The sequence below is a fragment of the Herbaspirillum chlorophenolicum genome, from assembly GCF_001189955.1.
Classification (GTDB): Bacteria; Pseudomonadota; Gammaproteobacteria; order Burkholderiales; family Burkholderiaceae_D; genus Herbaspirillum; species Herbaspirillum chlorophenolicum.
Genome location: NZ_LFLT01000014.1, coordinates 15,971 through 36,400, shown reverse-complemented (window position 1 = coordinate 36,400; position 20,430 = coordinate 15,971). Strand labels below are relative to the sequence as shown.

Here is a 20,430-nt window from a genome sequence, read left to right as displayed (position 1 = left end):
CTTCCAAAACTAGCAAGATTTGATATCCGCCACGCTGACCTGAGTCAAGCATTCATATTTGTCCGGCTTGCCGGTGAGGCCATGACGCGCTCAGGGCTGGCGGTTTTCCTGGCCCCTGCGCTTCAAGTTCAGGCCGACCAGCACCACACCGATGGCGCCGACCAGACCGGGCAGGCTCAGGTGCAACTGCGCGCCAGGAACGACGAATTCACTGTCGGGAATAAAGTTCTGCAGGTGCGACTGGATACCGACGTCACTGAAGATCATGCCACCGGCGATATAGCCTAGCAATGCAGCGCCCAGCGTGATGATAACTGGGAATTTTTCCATCAATTTCAAGACCAGCGTACTCCCCCAGACGATGATGGGAATGCTGACGACAATACCGAACACCACCAGCGCCATCTGATGCTGGCCGGCCTGTTCGGCCGCGCTGGCAATGGCGATCACGTTGTCCAGGCTCATCACCAGGTCGGCCACGATCACTGTCTTGACCGCACCCCACAGGCGGTCGCTGCCGCCGACGTCGGCATGGCCCTCATCCTCGTTGAGCAGTTTGACGCCGATCCACAGCAGCAACAGGCCGCCGATCAGTTTCAGGTAAGGCAGCTCCAGCATGGTCACGGCGAAAGCAATCAACGCAATGCGGATCGCAATAGCGCCCAGGGTGCCCCAGACAATGCCCTTCATTCTTAGCTTGGCTGGCAGGTTGCGGCATGCCAGCGCAATCACGATGGCATTGTCGCCGCCGAGCAGGATATCGATCAGGATAATTTGTCCGACCGCAATCCAGTTCAGGTTTGCCAGAAATTCCATTCACTTCCCTTGTCGTGAGATATCGCGCCATGCAGCATCGTGCGCCTGCACAATTTTCCTGATCATGGCGGCGGGCAATATCGGTGCTTCCATAAATGAACATGGGGAGCCGAAGCTCCCCATGCTTGTCTTGCAGGTTCTGCTTAGCGCCGGATTACAGCACCGACTTCAGCAGGCGGCCCATTTCGGACGGGTTGCGGGTCACCTTGATGCCGCACTCTTCCATGATCGCCAGCTTGGCTTCAGCGGTGTCGGCACCGCCGGAGATCAGCGCGCCTGCGTGGCCCATGCGCTTGCCCGGAGGCGCGGTCACGCCGGCGATGAAGCCGACCACCGGCTTCTTCATGTTGTCCTTGATCCAGCGTGCAGCGTTGGCTTCGTCAGGACCGCCGATTTCACCGATCATGATGACGGCGTCGGTGTCAGGATCATCATTGAATGCCTTCATGATGTCGATGTGCTTCAGACCGTTGATCGGGTCGCCGCCGATACCGACTGCGGACGATTGCCCCAGACCCAATGCGGTCAGCTGGCCGACGGCTTCATAGGTCAGGGTACCCGAACGCGACACCACGCCGATGCGGCCCTTCTTGTGGATGTGGCCCGGCATGATGCCGATCTTGATTTCGTCCGGAGTGATCAGGCCGGGGCAGTTCGGGCCCAGCAGCAGGGTCTTGGAACCGGCCTTGGCCATACGGTTCTTCAGCTCCAGCATGTCGCGAACAGGGATGCCTTCGGTGATGCAGATGGCCAGGTCCAGTTCGGCTTCGACAGCTTCCCAGATCGCGGCGGCAGCGCCGGCGGGCGGCACGTAGATCACCGAGACGTTGGCGCCGGTGGCCTTCTTGGCGTCGGTCACGTTGGCATAGATAGGGATGCCTTCGAAGTCTTCACCGGCCTTCTTCGGGTTGACGCCGGCGACGAAAGCATTCTTGCCGTTCGCGTAGTCGCGGCACATACGGGTGTGGAACTGGCCGGTCTTGCCAGTGATGCCTTGGGTGATGACCTTAGTGTCTTTGTTGATGAGGATCGACATTTCTCTTCCTTGTCTATGATGCCTGCGCCGCTGGCGCCTGTTGCCGGCGCCAAGCGGTTGCGCTGGCTTCCGGCCGGCGGCCTCGGCCGCGCAGGCTTTCGTGTTGGATTACTTACTTGGCAGCTGCCACAACCTTTTGTGCGGCTTCTTCCATCGAGTCGGCCGAGATGATCGGCAGACCGGATTCAGCCAGCAGCTTCTTGCCGATCTCTTCGTTGGTGCCCTTCATGCGAACCACCAGAGGCACCTTCAGCGAAACCGCCTTGGATGCGGCGATCACGCCTTCGGCAATCACGTCACAGCGCATGATGCCGCCAAAGATGTTGACCAGGATGGCCTTCAGCTCGGGGTTCTTCAGCATGATCTTGAACGCTTCGGTGACCTTCTCGGTAGTAGCGCCGCCGCCCACGTCCAGGAAGTTGGCCGGCTCGCCGCCGAACAGCTTGATGGTATCCATGGTGGCCATGGCCAGGCCGGCGCCGTTGACCAGACAGCCGATGTTGCCGTCCAGCGAGATGTAGGCCAGATCGAACTTGGAAGCCTCGACTTCAGCCGGATCTTCTTCGTCCAGGTCGCGGTAAGCGACGATTTCCGGATGACGGTACAGGGCGTTGGAGTCGAAGTTGAACTTGGCGTCCAGAGCGATGACCTTGCCGTCGCCGGTCAGGATCAGCGGGTTGATTTCAGCCAGGGAAGCGTCGGTTTCCCAGTAGGCCTTGTACAGGCCTTGCAGGTTCTTGCGTGCCTCGGGGATGGAAGCAGCCGGCACGCCGATCTTGGCGGCAACGGCGTCGGCATCGGCGTCGGTCAGGCCGGTGGCCGGATCGATCACGACGTTGTGGATCAGCTCAGGGTGCTTTTCAGCGACTTCTTCGATGTCCATGCCGCCTTCGCTGGATGCCATCAGGACCACGCGCTGGCTCACACGGTCGGTCACCAGGGAAACGTACAGTTCCTTCTTGATGTCGGCGCCTTCTTCGATCAGCAGGCGACGAACCTTCTGGCCTTCAGGACCGGTCTGGTGCGTGACCAGCTGCATGCCCATGATCTGGTTGGCGTATTCCTTGACTTGCTCGATGGACTTGGCGACCTTCACGCCGCCGCCCTTGCCGCGGCCACCGGCGTGGATCTGTGCCTTCACGACCCAAACCGAGCCGCCCAGGCTCTTGGCTGCCGCTTCGACTTCGTCGACGGACATGCAAGGAACGCCGCGCGGGACGGTTACGCCAAACTGGCGCAGGATTTCTTTACCCTGATACTCATGGATTTTCATGGGAGCTTCCCTTTAGACACTAATTGAATAAAACTTGCCGGATTGAAATTCTGTCATCGGCGCAATGCCGGCTGACGAGAAAGCAGACCGCAACCCGCAGGCGGGTGTCGCATCCGTTGCCGGACGAGAACTGGCGCAGGCATGAGCTGCGCGGGTTGCGAAAGAATTCGTAAAATTGGGCATGTGCATGCCGTCTGCATGAGTTGGTCTCTGATATTCGATCTCACCGGCATGCACCGGAGCGATCCGCATTATCCGTCTTCACTACTGTCGTCAGCCTTACATCGATCTGCCATTTTTCAAAAAAACAGCAACAATCAATACCTTATCGGCTACCGCGCCGCAGCAAAAACTTCCGAATTCTAGCACAGGGGCGGGAGGCTGAGCGATGGTAGCGCTAACCTTGCCGATAAAGACCTGCACTGCGGACTTTTCAATCGCCACCAGAGAAAAGTTGACTGAACAGCGCCGTAGCGGCTGCACCGCAATCAAGCATCCGGCCCGTCTTCATCCGACCAGGCGGTATTGAGCGCTTCACGAATGCTGCGGTGGGAGAAACCCCGCTGCTGCAAAAAACGCATGCGCTTGGCGCGGGATTCGGCATCAACCGGCGGCTCGCTGAATTTGCGCCGCAGAACCTGGGCTGCACGGGCTCCCTCGTCTTCAGCCAGGCCAGACTTCAGCTCGGACAGCGCCTCGCCCTCAATGCCGTGACTTTGCAACTCGGACAGGATGCGGTTGTTGCCGTAACGCGCCGCGCGCCGGTTCACCAGCGACTCGGAAAAACGCTCTGAGGAAAGGAAACGGGATTGTTCAAGCCAGTTGAGCAGGGCATCGACATCATCGCCCTCTTGCGCGTAAGGGCTAAGCTTACGCGCAAGTTCCAGGCGACTATGCTCACGTGAAGAGAGATATTTGAGCGCCCGTGCTTTCAGGCTGATCGGCGGTCTAGGCATGACGTTCGACTACACGGGCTATGAGGCGGGTGAAACGACGACTGCATACATCGGAAGCTGGATGCATGCAGACAAAACGAATACTGCAAAACAGCAACGACAGAAATACCAACCATCACCGGCATTGCAAACAAAGCCACACAGCACCGGTGACAGCCACAACCACCGAAACAGCAGCGACGGGCGAGGCATCCCTTGCTGCTATCCCAGCCATACAAATCGCAACAGGTTCTGACAGATTACGATGCCTGGACTTCAGCTTCGCCGCTGGCCAACTGCGGCACGCCGAGTGCGATACGCACCTTGTTTTCAATTTCGCGCGCCAGTTCCGGACGTTCTTTCAGGAAGTTACGCGCATTGTCCTTGCCTTGGCCGATACGTTCGCCGTTATAGCTGTACCAGGCGCCGGACTTTTCCACGATCTTGTGTTCGGAACCGAGATCAAGGATTTCACCTTCACGCGATGTGCCTTCTCCATACAGAATATCGAAGTGGGCTTCGCGGAACGGAGGCGCCACCTTGTTCTTGACGACCTTGACCTTGGTTTCGCTGCCGATGACTTCGTCGCCGGACTTGATCGAACCGGTACGGCGGATATCCAGGCGCACGGAAGCATAGAACTTGAGCGCATTACCGCCGGTAGTGGTTTCCGGGTTGCCGAACATGACACCGATCTTCATGCGAATCTGGTTGATGAAGATGACGGTAGTATTGGTGCGGTTGATGCTGCCGGTCAGCTTGCGCAATGCCTGCGACATCAAACGGGCCTGCAGGCCGGGCAGCGAATCGCCCATGTCGCCTTCGATTTCGGCCTTGGGCGTCAGCGCCGCAACGGAGTCGACCACGATCAGGTCGACCGCTCCCGAGCGCACCAGTGCGTCGGTAATCTCAAGAGCCTGCTCGCCGGTGTCAGGTTGCGAAATCAGCAAGTCATGCAGATTGACGCCCAGCTTTTGCGCGTAAGTAACATCCAGTGCGTGTTCGGCGTCGATGAAGGCGCAGGTGCCGCCCAGCTTTTGCATTTCGGCAATGGCTTGCAGGGTCAGCGTGGTTTTACCCGAGGATTCCGGGCCGTAGATCTCGACAACACGGCCGCGCGGCAGGCCGCCGACGCCCAATGCAATATCCAGCCCCAGGGAGCCAGTCGAAAAGACCTGGACTTCCTCGGCAACGGCGCCGTCTTCCATGCGCATCACGGAGCCCTTGCCAAATTGCTTTTCGATCTGCGCCAATGCAGCGGCAAGCGCTTTGCCCTTTTCAGAGTTGTTTGCAGCTTTTTTGTCGTCCATAAATCTCTTTCGGCAAAAGGTCGTGAAGAAGGTGTACTGCAGAATTCGTTTCCTCAGTGCACTAGATTAACTGCGCACCGATCAATTCAGTGGCGCTGCACTGATGAAGTAGTACTGTATAAAAAAACAGTGATCTGCGCAAGCTTTTTGTCACCCGAAAGACGAAAATCAATCCACGGGTGAGATGGCCGATTATAAAAGATCGGGAGATTGGGCCGGAGAAATGCGACACAAGTGCTGCAAGCAAAAGCAAAAACCGGCAAACTCGCGGTTTCCCTAGAAATGAATATCGTTTTCGTCCCTAACTTTGTGACGGGCGAATACCTATTTGATATACATTGCAGGCTTGCAATATAACGAGATAAAGACTGTTTTTAGACTGTTGTCATGAGTTTAGTGCCCTTTAGCCATATTAGCGCCTTGCGCTGCCTGATCATCGACGACATGCCGACGATGCGCCAGAACATCCGGATGCACCTCGGCCAACTCGGCGTGACCAAGGTGGATCAAGCCGCCACGCCTGATGAATCGATCCGTTTCGTCCAGGCCGGGGCTTACGACCTCATCATCTGCGACTACAACCTGAACAAGGAAAGCAACGGCCAGCAATTGCTGGAGTTCTTCCGTACCCAGAACATGCTCTCGCCGGCCTCCATGTTCATCATGGTAACCGCCGAAAGCGGCTACAACCTGGTCGCCAGCGCCGCCGAATTCCAGCCCGACGCCTACATGCTCAAGCCGCTCACCGCGAGCCGCATCGCCGAGCGCGTCGACCGCCTGCTGGAAAAGCAGCACGCCATGCTGCCGGTGACCGAAAAGATGAAGCGCAAGGATTTTGCCGCCGCCATCATCGAATGCGACAACGTCCTCAAGGCCGCTCCCAAGTGGATCGTCGAAATCATGAAGACCAAGGGTTCGCTGCTGCTCGAACAGCGCCGCATCGACGAAGCGCGCGAAGTTTATACGCAGGCCCTGGCCATGCGCGACGACCTGGTGTGGGCCAAGCTCGGCCTGGCGCGCTGCAATATCGTGGCCGGCCAATTGGATGACGCACGCAAGACGGTCGAAGAGGTGCTCGCCCAGAACAAGCAGTTCATCGCCGCCTACGACCTGTTGGCGCAGATCGACGAGGCGCAAGGCAACCAGGATGGCGCGCTGGCCGCGCTGACCATGTCGTCCGAAATCATTCCCTCGGCCCGCCGCAGCCGGCTGGTGGGCGATGTCGCCTACCGCAGCGGCCACCTGGAACAAGCCAGGGAAGCCTACGACAAGGTACTCAAGCACACCAAGGGCTCGCTCACCGCACAGCCGAGCGACCTGCTGTCGCTGGCCCAGGTGCACGTCGACAGCGGCGATCCGGACCAGGCCCTGCGCCTGCTGGAAAGCGCTCCGCGCCGCTATGAGGAATCCAAGATGTTCACTGCGGCCCAGGCCGCGGTGCAGGCCCAGGCCTATGTGCAACTGGGCGACACCATCTCGGCACAGCAGGCCTTCGAAGCGGCCAAGCAAGCCGCCGGCGACGAGATTTCCGAAGTCACTACGCTGGCCCTGGCCAAAGCTGCCTTCTCGATGGGCAAGGATGACGAGGGCGCCAAGCTGATCGCCAACGTCGTCAAGTCCGACCACGAAAGCAAAACGCTGCAGATGCTGGCGCGCAAGGTATTGGCCGACACCGGCAAGGCTGCCCTGGCCGAAGAGCTGATCGATGGCGCCATCAAGCATTGCATGAGCATCATCGCCGAAGCCAACGCGCTCATGCGCAACGCCAAACCCGACGAGTCGCTGGCCAAGCTTGAAGAAGCGCTCTCCAGCATGCCGGAAAACACCGGCGTGCTGCTGGCGTCGGCCCAGCTGCACCTGCTGTGGATGAGCCAGCGCGGCTGGAACGACGAGTATGTCAAACGCGTCAGGCGCGATCTCGCCACGCTGGATCGCCTGATTCCGGGCAATGACCGTGTCGCCAAGATGCATAAGTTTTTACGCGACACCTTAACCAAAGTAGCCCCGAAGAGCTGACCATGGACCCCAAGCTTGCCGCGATCATCATTCACGACATCAAGAACTCCCTGGGCGTCCTTGAGGGCGAACTGCGCCGCCTCTCCGACGATGTGCCGCGCGTTCAGCAGGCGCACGTCACCTGCCTGGCGCTGCAGGAAAAGCTGATCGCCTTCCTGACGCTCTACAAGGCGGATTCGCAAGGCCTGCGCGCGCAGGTCGATGCGGTCTCGCCGCTGGACTTCCTGGAAGCGCTGCTGCGCGAGCATGCCATGAACCGCAATGGCCAGGGTGTCGAGCTCAAGGTCGACGAGACCGACATGCCGCTGGTCGGCTTCTTCGACGAGCACCTGGTGGCCCTGGCGCTGGAAGCCGCGCTGCAAAATGCAAGCCGCTTCGCGTGTACACGCATCGAACTCGGCTGCCGCAAGAATCCGGACGGCGGCGTGATCTTCACCGTACACGACGACGGCCCCGGCATCGGCACCCAGGAAAAGAAACAGTCCACCGGACTGGGCATGGACCTGTGCAATGCCATCGCCACCGCCCACAACAAAGAGACCCAGCATGGCGAAGCGCGCCTGACCAACCATCCGGACGGCGGCGCATTGTTCGAACTCTGCCTGCCCTGAGCCCTCTCCACGCTTCCCGCGGCGACCGTCGCGGGAGCATGCGCAAAGCGCATATCCAAGCTTGAAAATAGTCGTTCTGCCGCACCGCGTTCGTCCTTAGAGTGTTTGTCTGCACCGCAGACTCCCCCAACACAACAAGAACGGACCACATGGAACGCAGACACTTCCTCCGCATCGGCTCGGCCGCACTTGGCGCCGGCCTCTTGGCCGCCGCCCCGCTGGTTACGCGCGCCGCGCAAGCCCCCAAGACCATCCGCCTGGACTACGCCTATTACTCGCCTCCCAGCCTGGTGCTGCGCAAGTTCGGCTGGCTGGAGGAAGACCTCAAGGCCCAGGGCACCGACGTCAAATGGGTACTGAGCCAGGGCAGCAACCGCGCGCTCGAATACCTCAACAGCGATAGCGTCGACTTCGGCAGCACCGCTGGGCTGGCCGCACTGCTGGCGCGTGCTAACGGCAATCCGATCAAGGCGGTGTACGTCTATTCGCGTCCTGAATGGACCGCGCTGGCCGTCTCCAAGGACTCCCCGATCAAATCCGTGCGCGAACTCAAAGGCAAGAAGGTTGCCGCCACCAAGGGCACCGATCCCTATCTCTTCCTGCTGCGCGCGCTGCATGAGAACGGCCTCAAGAAAAGCGATGTCGACATCGTCCACCTGCAGCATCCCGATGGCCGCGCCGCACTCGAGCAAGGCCGGGTTGACGCCTGGGCCGGACTCGATCCGCACCTGGCGGCCAGCGAACTGGAAGCCGGCTCCCGCCTGATCTACCGCAACATCAACTTCAACACCTACGGTTTCCTCAACGTCAGCGACACCTTCGCCGCACGCCACCCGGACCAGGTCAAGCGCGTCATCGCCGCCTATGAAAAGGCGCGTGCATGGATCGTCGCGCATCCGGAAGACACTGTGAAACTACTGGCCGAGGAATCGAAGCTGTCGCCCGACGTCGCGCGCCTGCAGCTCAAGCGCAACGACTTCTCGCATCCGCAGATCGGCCGCGAACACATCGACGCGCTGCGCGCCGCCGCCCCCATCCTGACCGAGGAAGACCTGGTCAAGAGTGGCACCGACCTGCCGCGCACCATCAATGCGCTGATCGATCCGTCGTATGCGCAAGGCGTGGTGAAGGCCTGAAGCGATGAGCGAGACGGGATCCGGCAGCTTGCCTGCGCAGGCACCGATACGGACGGAAACAGTCCGGGCGAAATCCGTAATGGCGCAGCCCATCCGCAAAGGCTGGCCACACGACGATGGTTATCGCCCGGGCCGCTTCACCGGCTGGATTCTGCCCCTTGCCTTTCTGCTGCTGGCCGAAGTATGCGCGCGGCTGGACATCATTCCGGCGCGCCTGCTGCCGCCGCCGAGCGAACTGGCGCAAACGCTGTGGTCGCTCGCCGCGCGCGGCGAACTGTTGCCGCACATCTGGGCCAGCCTTGCGCGGGTGCTCGCGGGCTTTGCGATCGGCAGCCTGCTGGCGATCGCGCTGGGCTTGCTGGTAGGCATCAGCCGGCGCGCCGAAGCCTTGCTTGAGCCCAGTTTCCAGGCCCTGCGCGCCATCCCGAGCCTGGCCTGGATTCCGCTGCTCCTGCTGTGGTTGGGCATCGACGAAACGCCCAAGATCGTGCTGATCGCCATCGGCGCCTTCTTCCCGGTCTACCTGAACCTGGTGGCAGGCATCCGCGACATCGACTACAAGCTGATCGAAGTCGGCACCAGCTCCGGCCTGGGCGCACCCGAACTGATACGCCACATCCTGCTGCCGGCCGCACTCCCCTATCTGTTCACCGGCTTGCGCGGCGGGCTCAGCCTGGCCTGGATGTTCCTGGTGGCGGCCGAACTGATCGCGGCCACGCGTGGCGTCGGCTACCTGCTGTCCGATGGCCGCGAAAGCAGCCGGCCCGACCTGGTGCTGGCGGCAATCCTGATCCTGGCGCTGCTGGGCAAGCTCAGCGACAGCCTGTTGCGCCTGCTGGAACAGCGCAACCTGCGCTGGCGCGATGCCCACCGCCCCTCTGCCACGAAATCCTGAAACTTCTTTTTCCGACTGCCCCATGAGCAAGCACACCTCTCCCGACCTGGCCCGCCGCCATCTCCTGCAAGCGGGCGCCGCCATCACGGCAGCCGCGCTGGCGCCTTCCCTGCTGGCGCAAAATAGCAACCGTGCGATCCGCATCGGCTACCAGAAATCCTCCACGCTGCTGACCATCATCAAGGCCAACGGCTCGCTGGAAAAACTGCTCGGTCCCAGCGGCGCCAAGATCAGTTGGCATGAGTTCTCCAGCGGCCTGCCGCTGCTGGAGGCGCTCAATGTCGGCGGCGTCGACCTCAGTGCCGACGTGGCCGACACCGTGCCGGTGTTCGCCCAGGCCGCAGGCGCCAGGCTCACTTATCTGGCGCAGGAATCGCCGTCTCCTTCGGCGCAGGCGATCGTGGTCCGCGCCGATTCGCCGATCCGCGGCGTGGCTGAACTCAAGCGCAAGAAGATCGCCGTGACCAAGGCGGCCGGTGTGCACTATCTGCTGATCGCCACCCTGGAAAAGGCCGGCCTGAAATTCAGCGACGTCGAGGCTGCCTACCTTTCGCCAGCCGACGGGCGCGCCGCCTTCGAACGCGGCAGCGTAGACGCCTGGGTGACATGGGACCCCTTCCTGTCTGGCGTACAGCGCCAGTCCCAGGTGCGTGTGCTATCGGACGGCCGCGGTATCGCCGACTACCAGCGCTACTACCTGGCGTCGACGCCGTTTGCCGACGCCAATCCCGATGTGCTGCGCGCGGTATTCGACGCACTGCAGAAAACCGGGCAATGGGTCAAGCAACATCCCAAGGAAGCGGCCGCCTTCCTCGCGCCGCTGTGGGGCCTGGATACGGACACCATCGAGCTGGCCAACAGCCGCCGCAGCTATGAAGTGCGCGCGGTAAAGCTGGAGGCGCTGGGCGAACAGCAGCGCATTGCCGACACGTTCTTCTCCGCCGGCCTGCTGCCGAAGAAGGTGAACACGGCCGATGTCGCGATCTGGAAACCGGAACGATTGGGGTAAGGGCATGGACGGACTCGACAAGATCACGCTGGTGCTGCTGGTGTTGCTGGTGGTCGTAGCACTGCTGTTTCCACTGTCGTCCAACCGTCGCGATGACCGTAGAAGCGGCGATAGTGCCGCCGCGAAAGACCCGAAGACTCGCCGCTAGCACCACAACAAAAAAGCGCCGCATCAGCGGCGCTTTCCTTTTGCATCACACGATCCATACGGTACTCAGGCCAACATCGCCGTCACGGAAATATCCGCATTCAGGACCTTGGACACCGGACAGCCGGCCTTGGCTGCCGCCACGGCTTCATTGAATTTATGCTCGTCGGGCTCTTCCAGCGCGACCTTGACCGCCAACTGGATGGCGGTGATGGTGAAGCCGTGATCGGATTTCTCCAGCGTCAACGTGGCTTCGGTGTCGATGCGTTTTGGGCCGAGGCCGGCCTTGTCCAGCCGGGCCGACAGATCCATCGAAAAACAACCGGCATGCGCCGCCGCGATCAGTTCTTCCGGGTTGGTACCTACACCGTTTTCGAAACGGGTGGAAAACGAGTATTGGGTATCGGACAGCGTCTTGCTCTCGGTAGTGAGTGCCCCCTTGCCGTCCTTCAGATTGCCGGTCCATACCGCCGATGCCTTGCGTTTCATAGCAACCTCCTTCGTTCAGTGTTGAGACGAGCGCGTGTGCATACGCAGTCATCCGCGCCACACGCGCAGAGATTCAATCATGCGCCCGCGGCGCAAGTGCGGCGATAGGACAATGGAGCAGGAATACGTAGGATTTCATGCGAGACGTCGATGCTGCAGCGACCGGGCCGGCCATGCCATTCGACATCGGCAACAGAAAAGAGAGGGGAATCGCTGCCATCGCAGCAGGAGGGGAAAACTTCAGGCGTGGAATGCAGATAAAAAAACCGCCGGCAGAGCCGGCGGTAAAACGGACTGGCGACGCTCATCCACTAACCGCCGCCTTCCGCGCCAAACTTTTACTGATGCATGAACTTGCTCACGCCGAAACAGGATCCAGTTGCTGAATACCCGCCAGCACCCAACCGCCTTGGCCGGCAGCCGGCTTGGACAGGTTCCAGATCTCAGCGAACTGCGCCGGCGAGCTGTTCGGGTCTTCCTTGATGAAGCCAAAGAATTTCACGCTGGCAATGTAGTCGTTACCCACGGTTTCCACGCCAAGCACTTCAGCGTCCAGCGACACCACGTCGGTCTGGTTGGACGAAGCACCGCGCTCCTGCAACTGCAGGCGCAGCTCGGCAAACATTTCCGGTGTGGTGAATTCGCGGATATCGTTGATGTCAGCCTTGTCCCATGCCGCTTGCAGGCGGATGAAATAGGTCTTGGCATTGCGCACGAAACCGACGGCATCGAAACCGGCCGGAATACCGTAAGCCGCTACAGGCTCAGCCGTGCCGAAACCGCCGCCAAAACCCGAACCTTGCGGTGCGGCAGGCGGCTGGGCCGGCTCCAGCAGCGAACCGATCTTCGGGGTCGCGGTGCTGTCGGCCGGGTGGCCGCCATTAGGCGCGGCCCAAGCCGGACGCGGCTGCGATGCTTCCGATTTGCGACGGAACATGCGGTAAATGAACATCGCCGCCAGGGCGATCAGCGCAATGGTGAGGATGGTGCTGATCATGCTGGCCAGCGCACCGCCCAGGCCGAGGTGCGAGAGCAGCGCGCCCAGGCCCAGACCCAGCAATGCACCGCCCAGAATGCCCTTCCACGGGCTAGGCTTGGGTGCTGCGGCGGCAGCGCCTGCGGGCGCAGCGGGCTTCGCGGCAGCGGCCTGGTTCTGCATCGGGGCCGGGCTTTGCGCCTGACGGCTGGCCGACGAAGACTGCTTGCCGAACGAACCGCCACCGCCCATACGCTTGGCTTCGACGTTGGTTATGCCAACTGACAGCGTCATCGCCGCCACTATCAGCGCGACAAATGCTTTTTTCATGCTATCTCCTGAGATGGAATCTGATGTGATGCGGTCACATCGGCCGTATTGACTGAACTGTTGATTACCTGATTGGCGCCGGACGAAGCCTGCGAACAGGCCATGTGCGTACAGACATCGCTGTCGCAAGACGCAAAGCCACAGGTTTCAGGAGCGGTTCAGCGGACGCGGCAAACGGATGTCGCGCAGGGCGACAAGATCAGGCGCGGGGAGGACGGCCTGCGAGAGGCAAGAACGGGGGTTGGCTGGCGTCATCGCTGCGAAGAGCGGGCGCCAGGCGCGAGGGTTCCGGCAGGACTGCCAGAGATTGGGTCAGCACGGGCTCGTCACCGATGCCGGCATGGGTAGAGAAATCTTCGCCGCTGTCGGCGTAGCCGGTGCTGTCGTCGTCGGAGCTGCCATTGTCGGCCACGGCGCCATGCAGCTGGCTGTCGATTGCGGCATGATCCGCAACCGTCACGGCCTGGGAACCAAGATGCTTGACGGCGATATTGAGTTCGGCCTGAACCGGCGCCGAGAAATCAGTTGCGGCAACCGAGCTGGCGTAAGTCAGCACCGCTGCAAATACTTGCACCGGGAACAGACAGATCAGCAACAGAACCCACAAACGTTTCATCAAACTTTCCAGCAAAGAAGAGAGAAATTATAACAACAAAAATGTCGGCAACAGCACGGGGAAAATTAAATACAGCAACGATATGGAGGCCAAACCACCAACTTCAAGTGCCAACCGCTCCGTTGTTACATTTTTTGATGATCCTACGGCGCCTGCTCTCCCGCATGACTCCTGAGCAAGCTTTCCGGATAAATCACAAGCTCTGCGAAGACCTTTGGCCGAATTGCGAGCTTGCTTTCAGCACAACCGCCATCCCTCAATTTGCATTGACGATTGAATTAGTAGATTATGCGTAAAAATACCACAATAATTCTAGATTACGAGACAAATCAGACGAGCCCCCTCTCTGATCGCCCCCTATGCGCATCCTCTTAGCTGAAGACGACAGTGTTCTGGCCGATGGATTGACGCGGTCCCTGCGCCATTCCGGATACGCTGCCGATTGCGTCAAGAATGGCCTGGAAGCCGATTCCGCCCTCTCGACCCAGGATTTCGATTTGCTGATCCTGGATCTGGGCCTGCCCAAGATGTCCGGACTGGAAGTGCTGCGCCGCCTGCGTGCGCGCAACTCGCGCCTGCCGGTATTGATCCTGACGGCAGCCGATTCGGTGGAGCAGCGCGTGCAGGGGCTGGACCTGGGCGCCGACGACTACATGGCCAAGCCGTTTGCCCTGTCCGAGCTGGAAGCACGCGTGCGCGCCCTCACCCGGCGTGGCGCCGGCGGCGGCCCGACCGTGATCAAGCATGGGCCGCTCTCGTACGACCAGGTCGGCCGCATTGCCTACATCGGCGAACAGATGCTGGAATTATCCGCGCGTGAACTGGGCCTTCTGGAAGTATTATTGCAACGCACAGGGCGGCTGGTCTCTAAAGAACAGCTGGTAGACCATTTGTGCGAATGGGGAGAGGAAGTCAGCAACAATGCCATCGAGGTTTATGTCCATCGCCTGCGCAAGAAAATCGAAGTCGGCGGCGTGCGTATCGCTACCGTACGCGGGCTGGGCTATTGCCTCGAAAAGCTCCCCGAAACCGCCAGCAACGCCGCCTGATGCGATGACGGCCGCTACCGGCCGCCCTCCCGCCCCTGATGCCTTCCGCCACCATGCTGCGGCGTGATCCTTCGTCCGCGCAGGCCGAACCGGCCGCGTCGCCAGCCGGCGAACCCCAGCCGGCGCCAACGCCGCGCAAGAAACGCCGCGCAGCCATCGCCACCCAGCCGGTAGAGCGCATCCAGCGCTCGCTCTTCGGCGAAATCCTCGACTGGATGCTGGCCCCGCTCCTGCTGCTGTGGCCCATGAGCATCGCCATCACCTACCTGATTGCGCAATCGATCGCCAACCAGCCGTTCGACCGTGCGCTGGAAGACAGCGTCACCGTACTCGCGCAGCAGGTATCCGATGTGAATGGAAAGGTGGTCGCGCGGCTGCCCGTATCGGCGCGCGACTTGCTGCGCGCCGACGACATCGACAACATCTATTACAAGGTCAGCGGCCCGAACGGGGAGTATGTGGAAGGCGACGTCGACATGTCGCAACCGCCGCCCGAAGACGATCGCCAGAACATCGGCACCGTGCAATTCCGCAACGACATCCTGCACGGCAGCGACGTGCGCATCGCCTACGTGCAAGTCGACCTGCGCCGCAGCGCGGCACAACGCGTCGCAGTGCATGAACCGCGGCTGGCCACGGTGCAGGTCGGCGAAACCCTGGAAAAGCGCGCCCAGCTCGCCAATGAAATCATCAAGGGCGTGATCCTGCCGCAGTTCATCATCTTGCCGGTGGCGCTGGCGCTGGTGTGGTTCGCGCTTTCGCGCGGATTGTCGCCGCTGTCGGAACTGCAGCAGCGCATCCGCGCGCGCCGCCCCGATGATCTCAGCCCGATCGACTCGGGCCAGGTGCCCGAAGAAATCTCGCCGCTGGTGCGTTCGCTCAACGATATGCTGGAACGGCTGTCGCAGACCATCGCGATCCAGAAGCGCTTTATCGCCGACGCCGCACACCAGATGAAAACGCCGCTGGCCGGCATGCGCATGCAATCCGAACTGGCCCTGCGCCAGGACGACCAGGTCGATGTGCGGCGTTCGCTGGAACAGTTGGCCAAAAGCTCCGAATCAGCCACCCGCCTGGTCAACCAGCTGCTGTCGCTGGCGCGCGCCGAGAACCAGGCCTCGCAGGCCGGCGCCATGGTGCCGATCGAACTCTCGGAACTGGCGCGCACGGTGGTGCAGGACTGGGTGCCGATGTCGTTCACCCAGCGCATCGACCTCGGCTTCGAACAGCCCGGCCACCCGATCATGATCCACGGCAATCCGCTGATGCTGCGCGAACTGCTCTCCAACCTGCTCGACAACGCACTGCACTACACGCCGCACGATGGCAACGGCAGCGTGACGGTGCGCGCACGTACCGACGAGGGCGGCGGCTTGGCGGTGCTAGAGGTGGAAGACACCGGCCCCGGCATCCCACCCTCGGAACGCCAGAACGTATTCGAACGCTTCTACCGCATCCTCGGCACGCCCAGCACCGGCAGCGGACTGGGGCTGGCCATTGTGCGCGAGATCGCCCAGCAGCATGATGCCAAGGTGGACATTGCCAATAATCCGCGCAGCGGCGATCCCAAATGCCCGGGTAGCCTGTTCAGCGTCAGCTTCCGCCTGACGCCGCGCACGCCCTTCATCGACGACATCGGCTGACATGGACCAAGGCACACCTCACCACGGCCCCGGCGACGCCGGCAACCACTGGCGCAAGATCCGCAAACATACCGCCGTGCTGCTCGCCGTCTGGTTTCTGGCCACGTTCTTTTTCATTTTCTTCGCACGCGAACTGGACCGGATCCACCTGTTCGGCTGGCCCCTTTCTTTCTACATGGCGGCCCAGGGCATGATCCTGATCTACCTGGCCATCGTGGTGATCTACATCCGGCGCATGAAGCGCATCGAACAACAGGTACACGGCGAGCAGGGACATGGAGAGTAACAAAGACTTTTTCTGGCGGCTGACCCGCTATTACTCCTTCTACACGGTCGGCTTCATCGCTTTCCTGTGCGTACTGGCCATCCTGGAACACGAGGGCATGCCTCGCTCATGGATCGGCTATCTGTTCCTGTTCGTCACCATCGGCCTGTACGCTGCCATCGGCGTGGTCTGCCGCACCTCGGACGTGCCCGAATACTACGTCGCCGGGCGCCGCGTGCCGCCGCTGTTCAACGGCATGGCCACCGCCGCCGACTGGATCTCGGCCGCCACCTTCATCAGCCTGGCCGGCGGGCTCTACCTGCAAGGCTTCGACGGCCTGGCCTATATCCTCGGCTGGACCGGCGGCTACTGCCTGGTGGCGCTGCTGATCGCGCCCTACCTGCGCAAGTTCGGCCAATACACCATCGCCGATTTCCTGGCCGCGCGCTATCCCGGCAAATTCGGCGGCACCCCGATCCGCATCCTTGCCGTGGCCGCCACCATCTTGATTTCCTTCACCTACGTGGTGGCGCAGATTTATGGCGTGGGCCTGATCACATCCCGCTTCACCGGCATCGATTTTTCGATCGGCATTTTCCTCGGCCTGGCCAGCATCCTGGTGTGCTCGTTTCTCGGCGGCATGCGCGCCATCACCTGGACCCAGGTCGCGCAGTACATCATCATCCTGTTCGCCTACCTGATCCCGGTGGTCTGGCTGTCCGTCAAGCACACTACGGTACCAGTGCCGCCGGTGGCATATGGCGCAGTGCTGCCCAAGCTCAGTACAATCGAACACAGGCTCGAAAGCGATCCCAAGGAACAGGAGATCCGCAAGATCTTCCAAGCGCGTGCCGACGAATTCGAACAGAAGTTGCAGAACCTTCCTCAATCCTGGGAGGAGGGACGGCTGGAAGCGCAACACCATATCGACGAAGTCAAACGCGACACCCATGCGTCGCTGGCGGAAATCAAGGCGGCCAGCCGTGCGCTATCGTCTTACCCTAAAAACGAGGAAGAAGCCGAACGGCGCTGGAGCGATGCGCGTGCGGCCAACCTGGTGCGTGCGCAGCCGCCGGTTTCGCAGACCGAACCCTTCCCCGGCCGCGACAAGGAAAGCTCCGACATCAAGCGCAACAATTTCCTCGCACTGGTGTTCTGCCTGATGCTGGGCACCGCCGCGCTGCCGCACATCCTGATGCGCTACTACACCACGCCCACCGTATCGGCTGCGCGCAAGTCGGTATTCTGGACGCTGTTTTTCATCATGCTGATCTACCTCTCGGTTCCGGCGCTGACCGTGCTGGTGAAATACGACATCTACACTTCGCTGGTCGGCACCAGCTACAGCCACCTGCCCGACTGGGTCTATTACTGGGCCAACATCGACAAGATCAACCCGCTGGTGAGCATTACCGACCTCAACCACGATGGCGTGGTACAACTCGGCGAAATCTCGATGGATGGCGACATCATCGTGCTGGCCATGCCCGAGATTGCCGGCTTGCCCTACTTCATTTCCGGGCTGGTCGCGGCAGGCGGCCTGGCGGCGGCGCTCTCGACCGCCGACGGCCTGCTGCTGACCATCTCCAACGCGCTCTCGCACGACATCTACTACAAGGTAGTGGACCCCAGCGCATCGACCCAGAAGCGCGTCACCATCTCCAAGCTGCTGTTGCTGGTGGTGGCGCTGCTGGCGGCCTATGCCGCCTCGCTGAAACCGGGCGACATTCTGTCGATGGTCGGCGCCGCTTTCTCGCTGGCCGGTTCGACCCTGTTCCCGGCGCTGGTGCTGGGCGTGTTCTGGAAGCGCGCCAACCAGGCCGGCGCGGTGGCCGGCATCGTGTGCGGCTTTTTGATGTGCGTGTACTACATGCTGCACACCAACCCGACCTTCGGCGGCAGCGCCGCCGGCCAGTGGTTCCATATCGCCTCCATCTCCGCCGGCGTGTTCGGTGTGCCGGCAGGCATCGCGGCCATGGTCATCGTCAGCCTGCTGACGCCGCCGCCGGACGAAGCCACCATCGCACTGATCGATCACATCCGTACGCCATGATGTCGGGCATGAGAAATCTCACACAATTTCATATTTGAAGGGAAACTCCGGAAAAAAGCGAGGTAAAAACCATCCTGCTTCTCCTTCTACACTAGCCTTCTCCGGCCTTAAAATCGGTGCACTATAGGGGGGTTCTCTGCGCAAGGGGCGTAAAGGGCAGTAGACATCGGCATCATCACAATTCCCCGCGAATCAAAACCAAGAAAGAAGGGATTACCGATGAAACTGTCACAAATGAAAGTTTCCAACCGCCTCAATCTGGGATTCGGTGTCCTGCTCGTGCTGCTGGCCCTGGTCATCGCCATCGGCGTCAACCGCATGGGCGAAGTCAATACCCGCCTCAATTCCATCAGCAACGTCAACAATGTCGAAGCACGGCTGGCAGTGGCCTTGCGCACCTCGCTGTATGAGCAATCGATGGCCACGCGCGACCTGCTGCTGGCGCCCGATGCGGCGGCGCGAAAAATCCTGAACGAGCGCATCAAGAAGGAAGTCGCCAACTACCAGGGCATCGAAAAGGAACTCGATACCATGTTCAATACCCTGGAAGAGACCGCCGACATCGAAAAAGCCACCATGGCGCAGGTCAAGGCACTTTCAGCATCTGCGGCCCCACTGGTGCAAAAGCTGACCGAATTGGCAGACGCCGACGACATCAATGGCGTGCGCCAGCTGCTGGACAATGGTCTGGCTGCCAAGCAAGCGGAGCGCCGCGTGAAACTGGGTGAGCTGGCGGCGCTGGAAGACCGGCTCAACAACGAAGCCAGTACAGAGGCAACCGAGTTCTATCAGGCCGCGAAGCACACCATGATCGTGCTGGGCGTCATTGCATTGGCCATCGGGGTCACTCTGGCACTGGCCATCTCGCGCGGCGTAGTCGGCCAGTTGGGCGGTGAACCGGCGTATGCCTCCGACATCGCCAACCGTATCGCGGCCGGCGACCTCAGCAGTGAAATCGCCGTCGATGGCAAGAAAGCGAGTTTGCTGCAGGCAATGAAATCGATGAACGGCAACTTGCAAGACATCGTCAGTGAAGTACGCACCGGCAGCGACGCAATCGCCATTGCCACCAGCGAAATCGCCACCGGCAACTTCGACCTCTCGGCACGCACCGAGCAGCAAGCCGGCTCGCTGGAAGAAACCGCTGCCGCCATCGAAGAACTGACCTCCACCGTGCGGCAAAACGCCGACAATGCGGCGCAGGCCAGCCAATTGGCCAACTCGGCTTCCGAGATCGCCGGGAATGCGGGCGAGTCGGTGCAGCGCATGATCACCACCATGAATGCGATCGATTCGTCGTCCAAACAGATCGTCAATATCATCAACGTGATCGACGGCATTTCGTTCCAGACCAATATCCTGGCCTTGAATGCCGCCGTGGAAGCGGCGCGTGCCGGCGAACAGGGACGCGGTTTCGCGGTGGTGGCTTCGGAAGTGCGCTCGCTGGCCCAGCGCAGCGCGTCGGCGGCCAAGGAAATCAAGACCCTGATCGAAGAATCGGTCAGCAACGTCGACAACGGCTACCAACTGGTGCAACAGACCGGCAGCACCATGGATGGCGTGGTCGAGAGCATCCGTAAAGTGTGCGATGTGGTCGCCGAAATCACCGCCGCCGGCCGTGAGCAAGCTTCCGGCATCCAGCAAATCAACGACGCCATCGTGCAGATGGACCAGACCACACAGCAAAATGCGGCGCTGGTGGAACAGGCTGCCGCCGCGGCGAGCACCTTGCAGAATCAGGCGCAGCGGCTGCAGCAGGCAGTCAGTGTGTTCTTGCTGAAGCCGCAGGCGTAAACCCGCGCTCTTCAGCGGCGATTGGAAAGGC

Annotated in this window: 20 protein-coding genes; 12 read left to right on the top strand and 8 right to left on the bottom strand. The window is 61.0% G+C overall.

The features are described from left to right. Positions 1–90 precede the first annotated feature (90 nt). The 5 genes from AKL28_RS10895 to recA form a co-directional block, all read right to left on the bottom strand. Positions 91–816: a TerC family protein gene (locus AKL28_RS10895; protein WP_050468163.1), complete on the bottom strand. Its 726-nt coding sequence runs from the start codon at positions 814–816 to the stop codon at positions 91–93. A gap of 154 nt (positions 817–970) precedes the next feature. Continuing rightward, positions 971–1,852 (bottom strand): succinate--CoA ligase subunit alpha, encoded by an 882-nt coding sequence (sucD, locus tag AKL28_RS10890; RefSeq protein WP_050468162.1) that lies wholly within the window; start codon positions 1,850–1,852, stop codon positions 971–973. A gap of 112 nt (positions 1,853–1,964) precedes the next feature. After that, positions 1,965–3,125, bottom strand: coding sequence for an ADP-forming succinate--CoA ligase subunit beta (gene sucC / locus AKL28_RS10885; RefSeq protein WP_050468161.1), 1,161 nt, complete (start codon positions 3,123–3,125; stop codon positions 1,965–1,967). 488 nt (positions 3,126–3,613) lie between these two features. Next, positions 3,614–4,081, bottom strand: a complete 468-nt coding sequence (gene recX / locus AKL28_RS10880) for a recombination regulator RecX (protein ID WP_050468160.1) — start codon at positions 4,079–4,081, stop codon at positions 3,614–3,616. A 239-nt stretch (positions 4,082–4,320) separates the two neighbouring features. Beyond that, the gene (gene recA / locus AKL28_RS10875; RefSeq protein ID WP_050468159.1) at positions 4,321–5,370 is read right to left on the bottom strand and encodes a recombinase RecA; all 1,050 of its coding nucleotides are present in this window, start codon (positions 5,368–5,370) and stop codon (positions 4,321–4,323) included. 387 nt (positions 5,371–5,757) lie between these two features. Here recA and AKL28_RS10870 point away from each other — a divergent pair, with 387 nt between their 5' ends. The 6 genes from AKL28_RS10870 (at position 5,758) to AKL28_RS24830 (ending at position 11,185) form a co-directional block, all read left to right on the top strand. Continuing rightward, positions 5,758–7,386: a tetratricopeptide repeat protein gene (locus tag AKL28_RS10870; protein WP_050468158.1), complete on the top strand. Its 1,629-nt coding sequence runs from the start codon at positions 5,758–5,760 to the stop codon at positions 7,384–7,386. A gap of 2 nt (positions 7,387–7,388) precedes the next feature. Beyond that, complete coding sequence (locus AKL28_RS10865; protein ID WP_050468157.1) at positions 7,389–7,997, top strand: sensor histidine kinase; 609 nt, start codon at positions 7,389–7,391, stop codon at positions 7,995–7,997. A 149-nt stretch (positions 7,998–8,146) separates the two neighbouring features. Next, the gene (locus AKL28_RS10860; protein ID WP_050468156.1) at positions 8,147–9,133 is read left to right on the top strand and encodes an aliphatic sulfonate ABC transporter substrate-binding protein; all 987 of its coding nucleotides are present in this window, start codon (positions 8,147–8,149) and stop codon (positions 9,131–9,133) included. A gap of 79 nt (positions 9,134–9,212) precedes the next feature. Further along, complete coding sequence (locus AKL28_RS10855; RefSeq protein ID WP_050468155.1) at positions 9,213–10,028, top strand: ABC transporter permease; 816 nt, start codon at positions 9,213–9,215, stop codon at positions 10,026–10,028. 22 nt (positions 10,029–10,050) lie between these two features. After that, positions 10,051–11,037 (top strand): aliphatic sulfonate ABC transporter substrate-binding protein, encoded by a 987-nt coding sequence (locus tag AKL28_RS10850; RefSeq protein ID WP_050468154.1) that lies wholly within the window; start codon positions 10,051–10,053, stop codon positions 11,035–11,037. A 4-nt stretch (positions 11,038–11,041) separates the two neighbouring features. Beyond that, positions 11,042–11,185, top strand: coding sequence for a hypothetical protein (locus AKL28_RS24830; RefSeq protein WP_169801824.1), 144 nt, complete (start codon positions 11,042–11,044; stop codon positions 11,183–11,185). A 65-nt stretch (positions 11,186–11,250) separates the two neighbouring features. Here AKL28_RS24830 and AKL28_RS10845 read toward each other — a convergent pair whose 3' ends face one another. Beyond that, positions 11,251–11,673: an OsmC family protein gene (locus AKL28_RS10845; protein ID WP_050468153.1), complete on the bottom strand. Its 423-nt coding sequence runs from the start codon at positions 11,671–11,673 to the stop codon at positions 11,251–11,253. Between the two features lie 137 nt (positions 11,674–11,810). On the opposite strand from AKL28_RS10845, the gene AKL28_RS24410 reads away from it, so the two are divergent. Further along, positions 11,811–12,059, top strand: a complete 249-nt coding sequence (locus tag AKL28_RS24410; RefSeq protein WP_156226296.1) for a hypothetical protein — start codon at positions 11,811–11,813, stop codon at positions 12,057–12,059. Here the strand turns inward: AKL28_RS24410 and AKL28_RS10840 are convergent. Then, entirely contained in the window at positions 12,032–12,979 is a 948-nt protein-coding gene (locus tag AKL28_RS10840) for a Tim44 domain-containing protein (protein ID WP_050468152.1), read from the bottom strand. The two genes, AKL28_RS24410 and AKL28_RS10840, sit on opposite strands and share 28 nt — an antisense overlap. A gap of 199 nt (positions 12,980–13,178) precedes the next feature. Then, positions 13,179–13,595: a hypothetical protein gene (locus tag AKL28_RS10835; protein ID WP_050468151.1), complete on the bottom strand. Its 417-nt coding sequence runs from the start codon at positions 13,593–13,595 to the stop codon at positions 13,179–13,181. A gap of 359 nt (positions 13,596–13,954) precedes the next feature. On the opposite strand from AKL28_RS10835, the gene AKL28_RS10830 reads away from it, so the two are divergent. The 5 genes from AKL28_RS10830 (at position 13,955) to AKL28_RS10810 (ending at position 20,399) form a co-directional block, all read left to right on the top strand. Then, the gene (locus AKL28_RS10830; RefSeq protein WP_050468150.1) at positions 13,955–14,644 is read left to right on the top strand and encodes a response regulator; all 690 of its coding nucleotides are present in this window, start codon (positions 13,955–13,957) and stop codon (positions 14,642–14,644) included. 53 nt (positions 14,645–14,697) lie between these two features. Beyond that, on the top strand, positions 14,698–16,287 hold the full coding sequence (locus AKL28_RS10825; RefSeq protein ID WP_050468235.1) for a sensor histidine kinase: 1,590 nt from the start codon (positions 14,698–14,700) through the stop codon (positions 16,285–16,287). A gap of 1 nt (position 16,288) precedes the next feature. Further along, positions 16,289–16,573: a DUF4212 domain-containing protein gene (locus AKL28_RS10820; protein ID WP_050468149.1), complete on the top strand. Its 285-nt coding sequence runs from the start codon at positions 16,289–16,291 to the stop codon at positions 16,571–16,573. Beyond that, a complete protein-coding gene (locus tag AKL28_RS10815; protein WP_050468148.1) occupies positions 16,563–18,605 on the top strand; it encodes a sodium:solute symporter family protein in 2,043 nt (680 codons plus the stop codon). The genes AKL28_RS10820 and AKL28_RS10815 overlap by 11 nt, the downstream gene beginning before the upstream one ends. Before the next feature lie 219 nt (positions 18,606–18,824). After that, a complete protein-coding gene (locus AKL28_RS10810; RefSeq protein WP_050468147.1) occupies positions 18,825–20,399 on the top strand; it encodes a methyl-accepting chemotaxis protein in 1,575 nt (524 codons plus the stop codon). Positions 20,400–20,430: the final 31 nt, after the last annotated feature.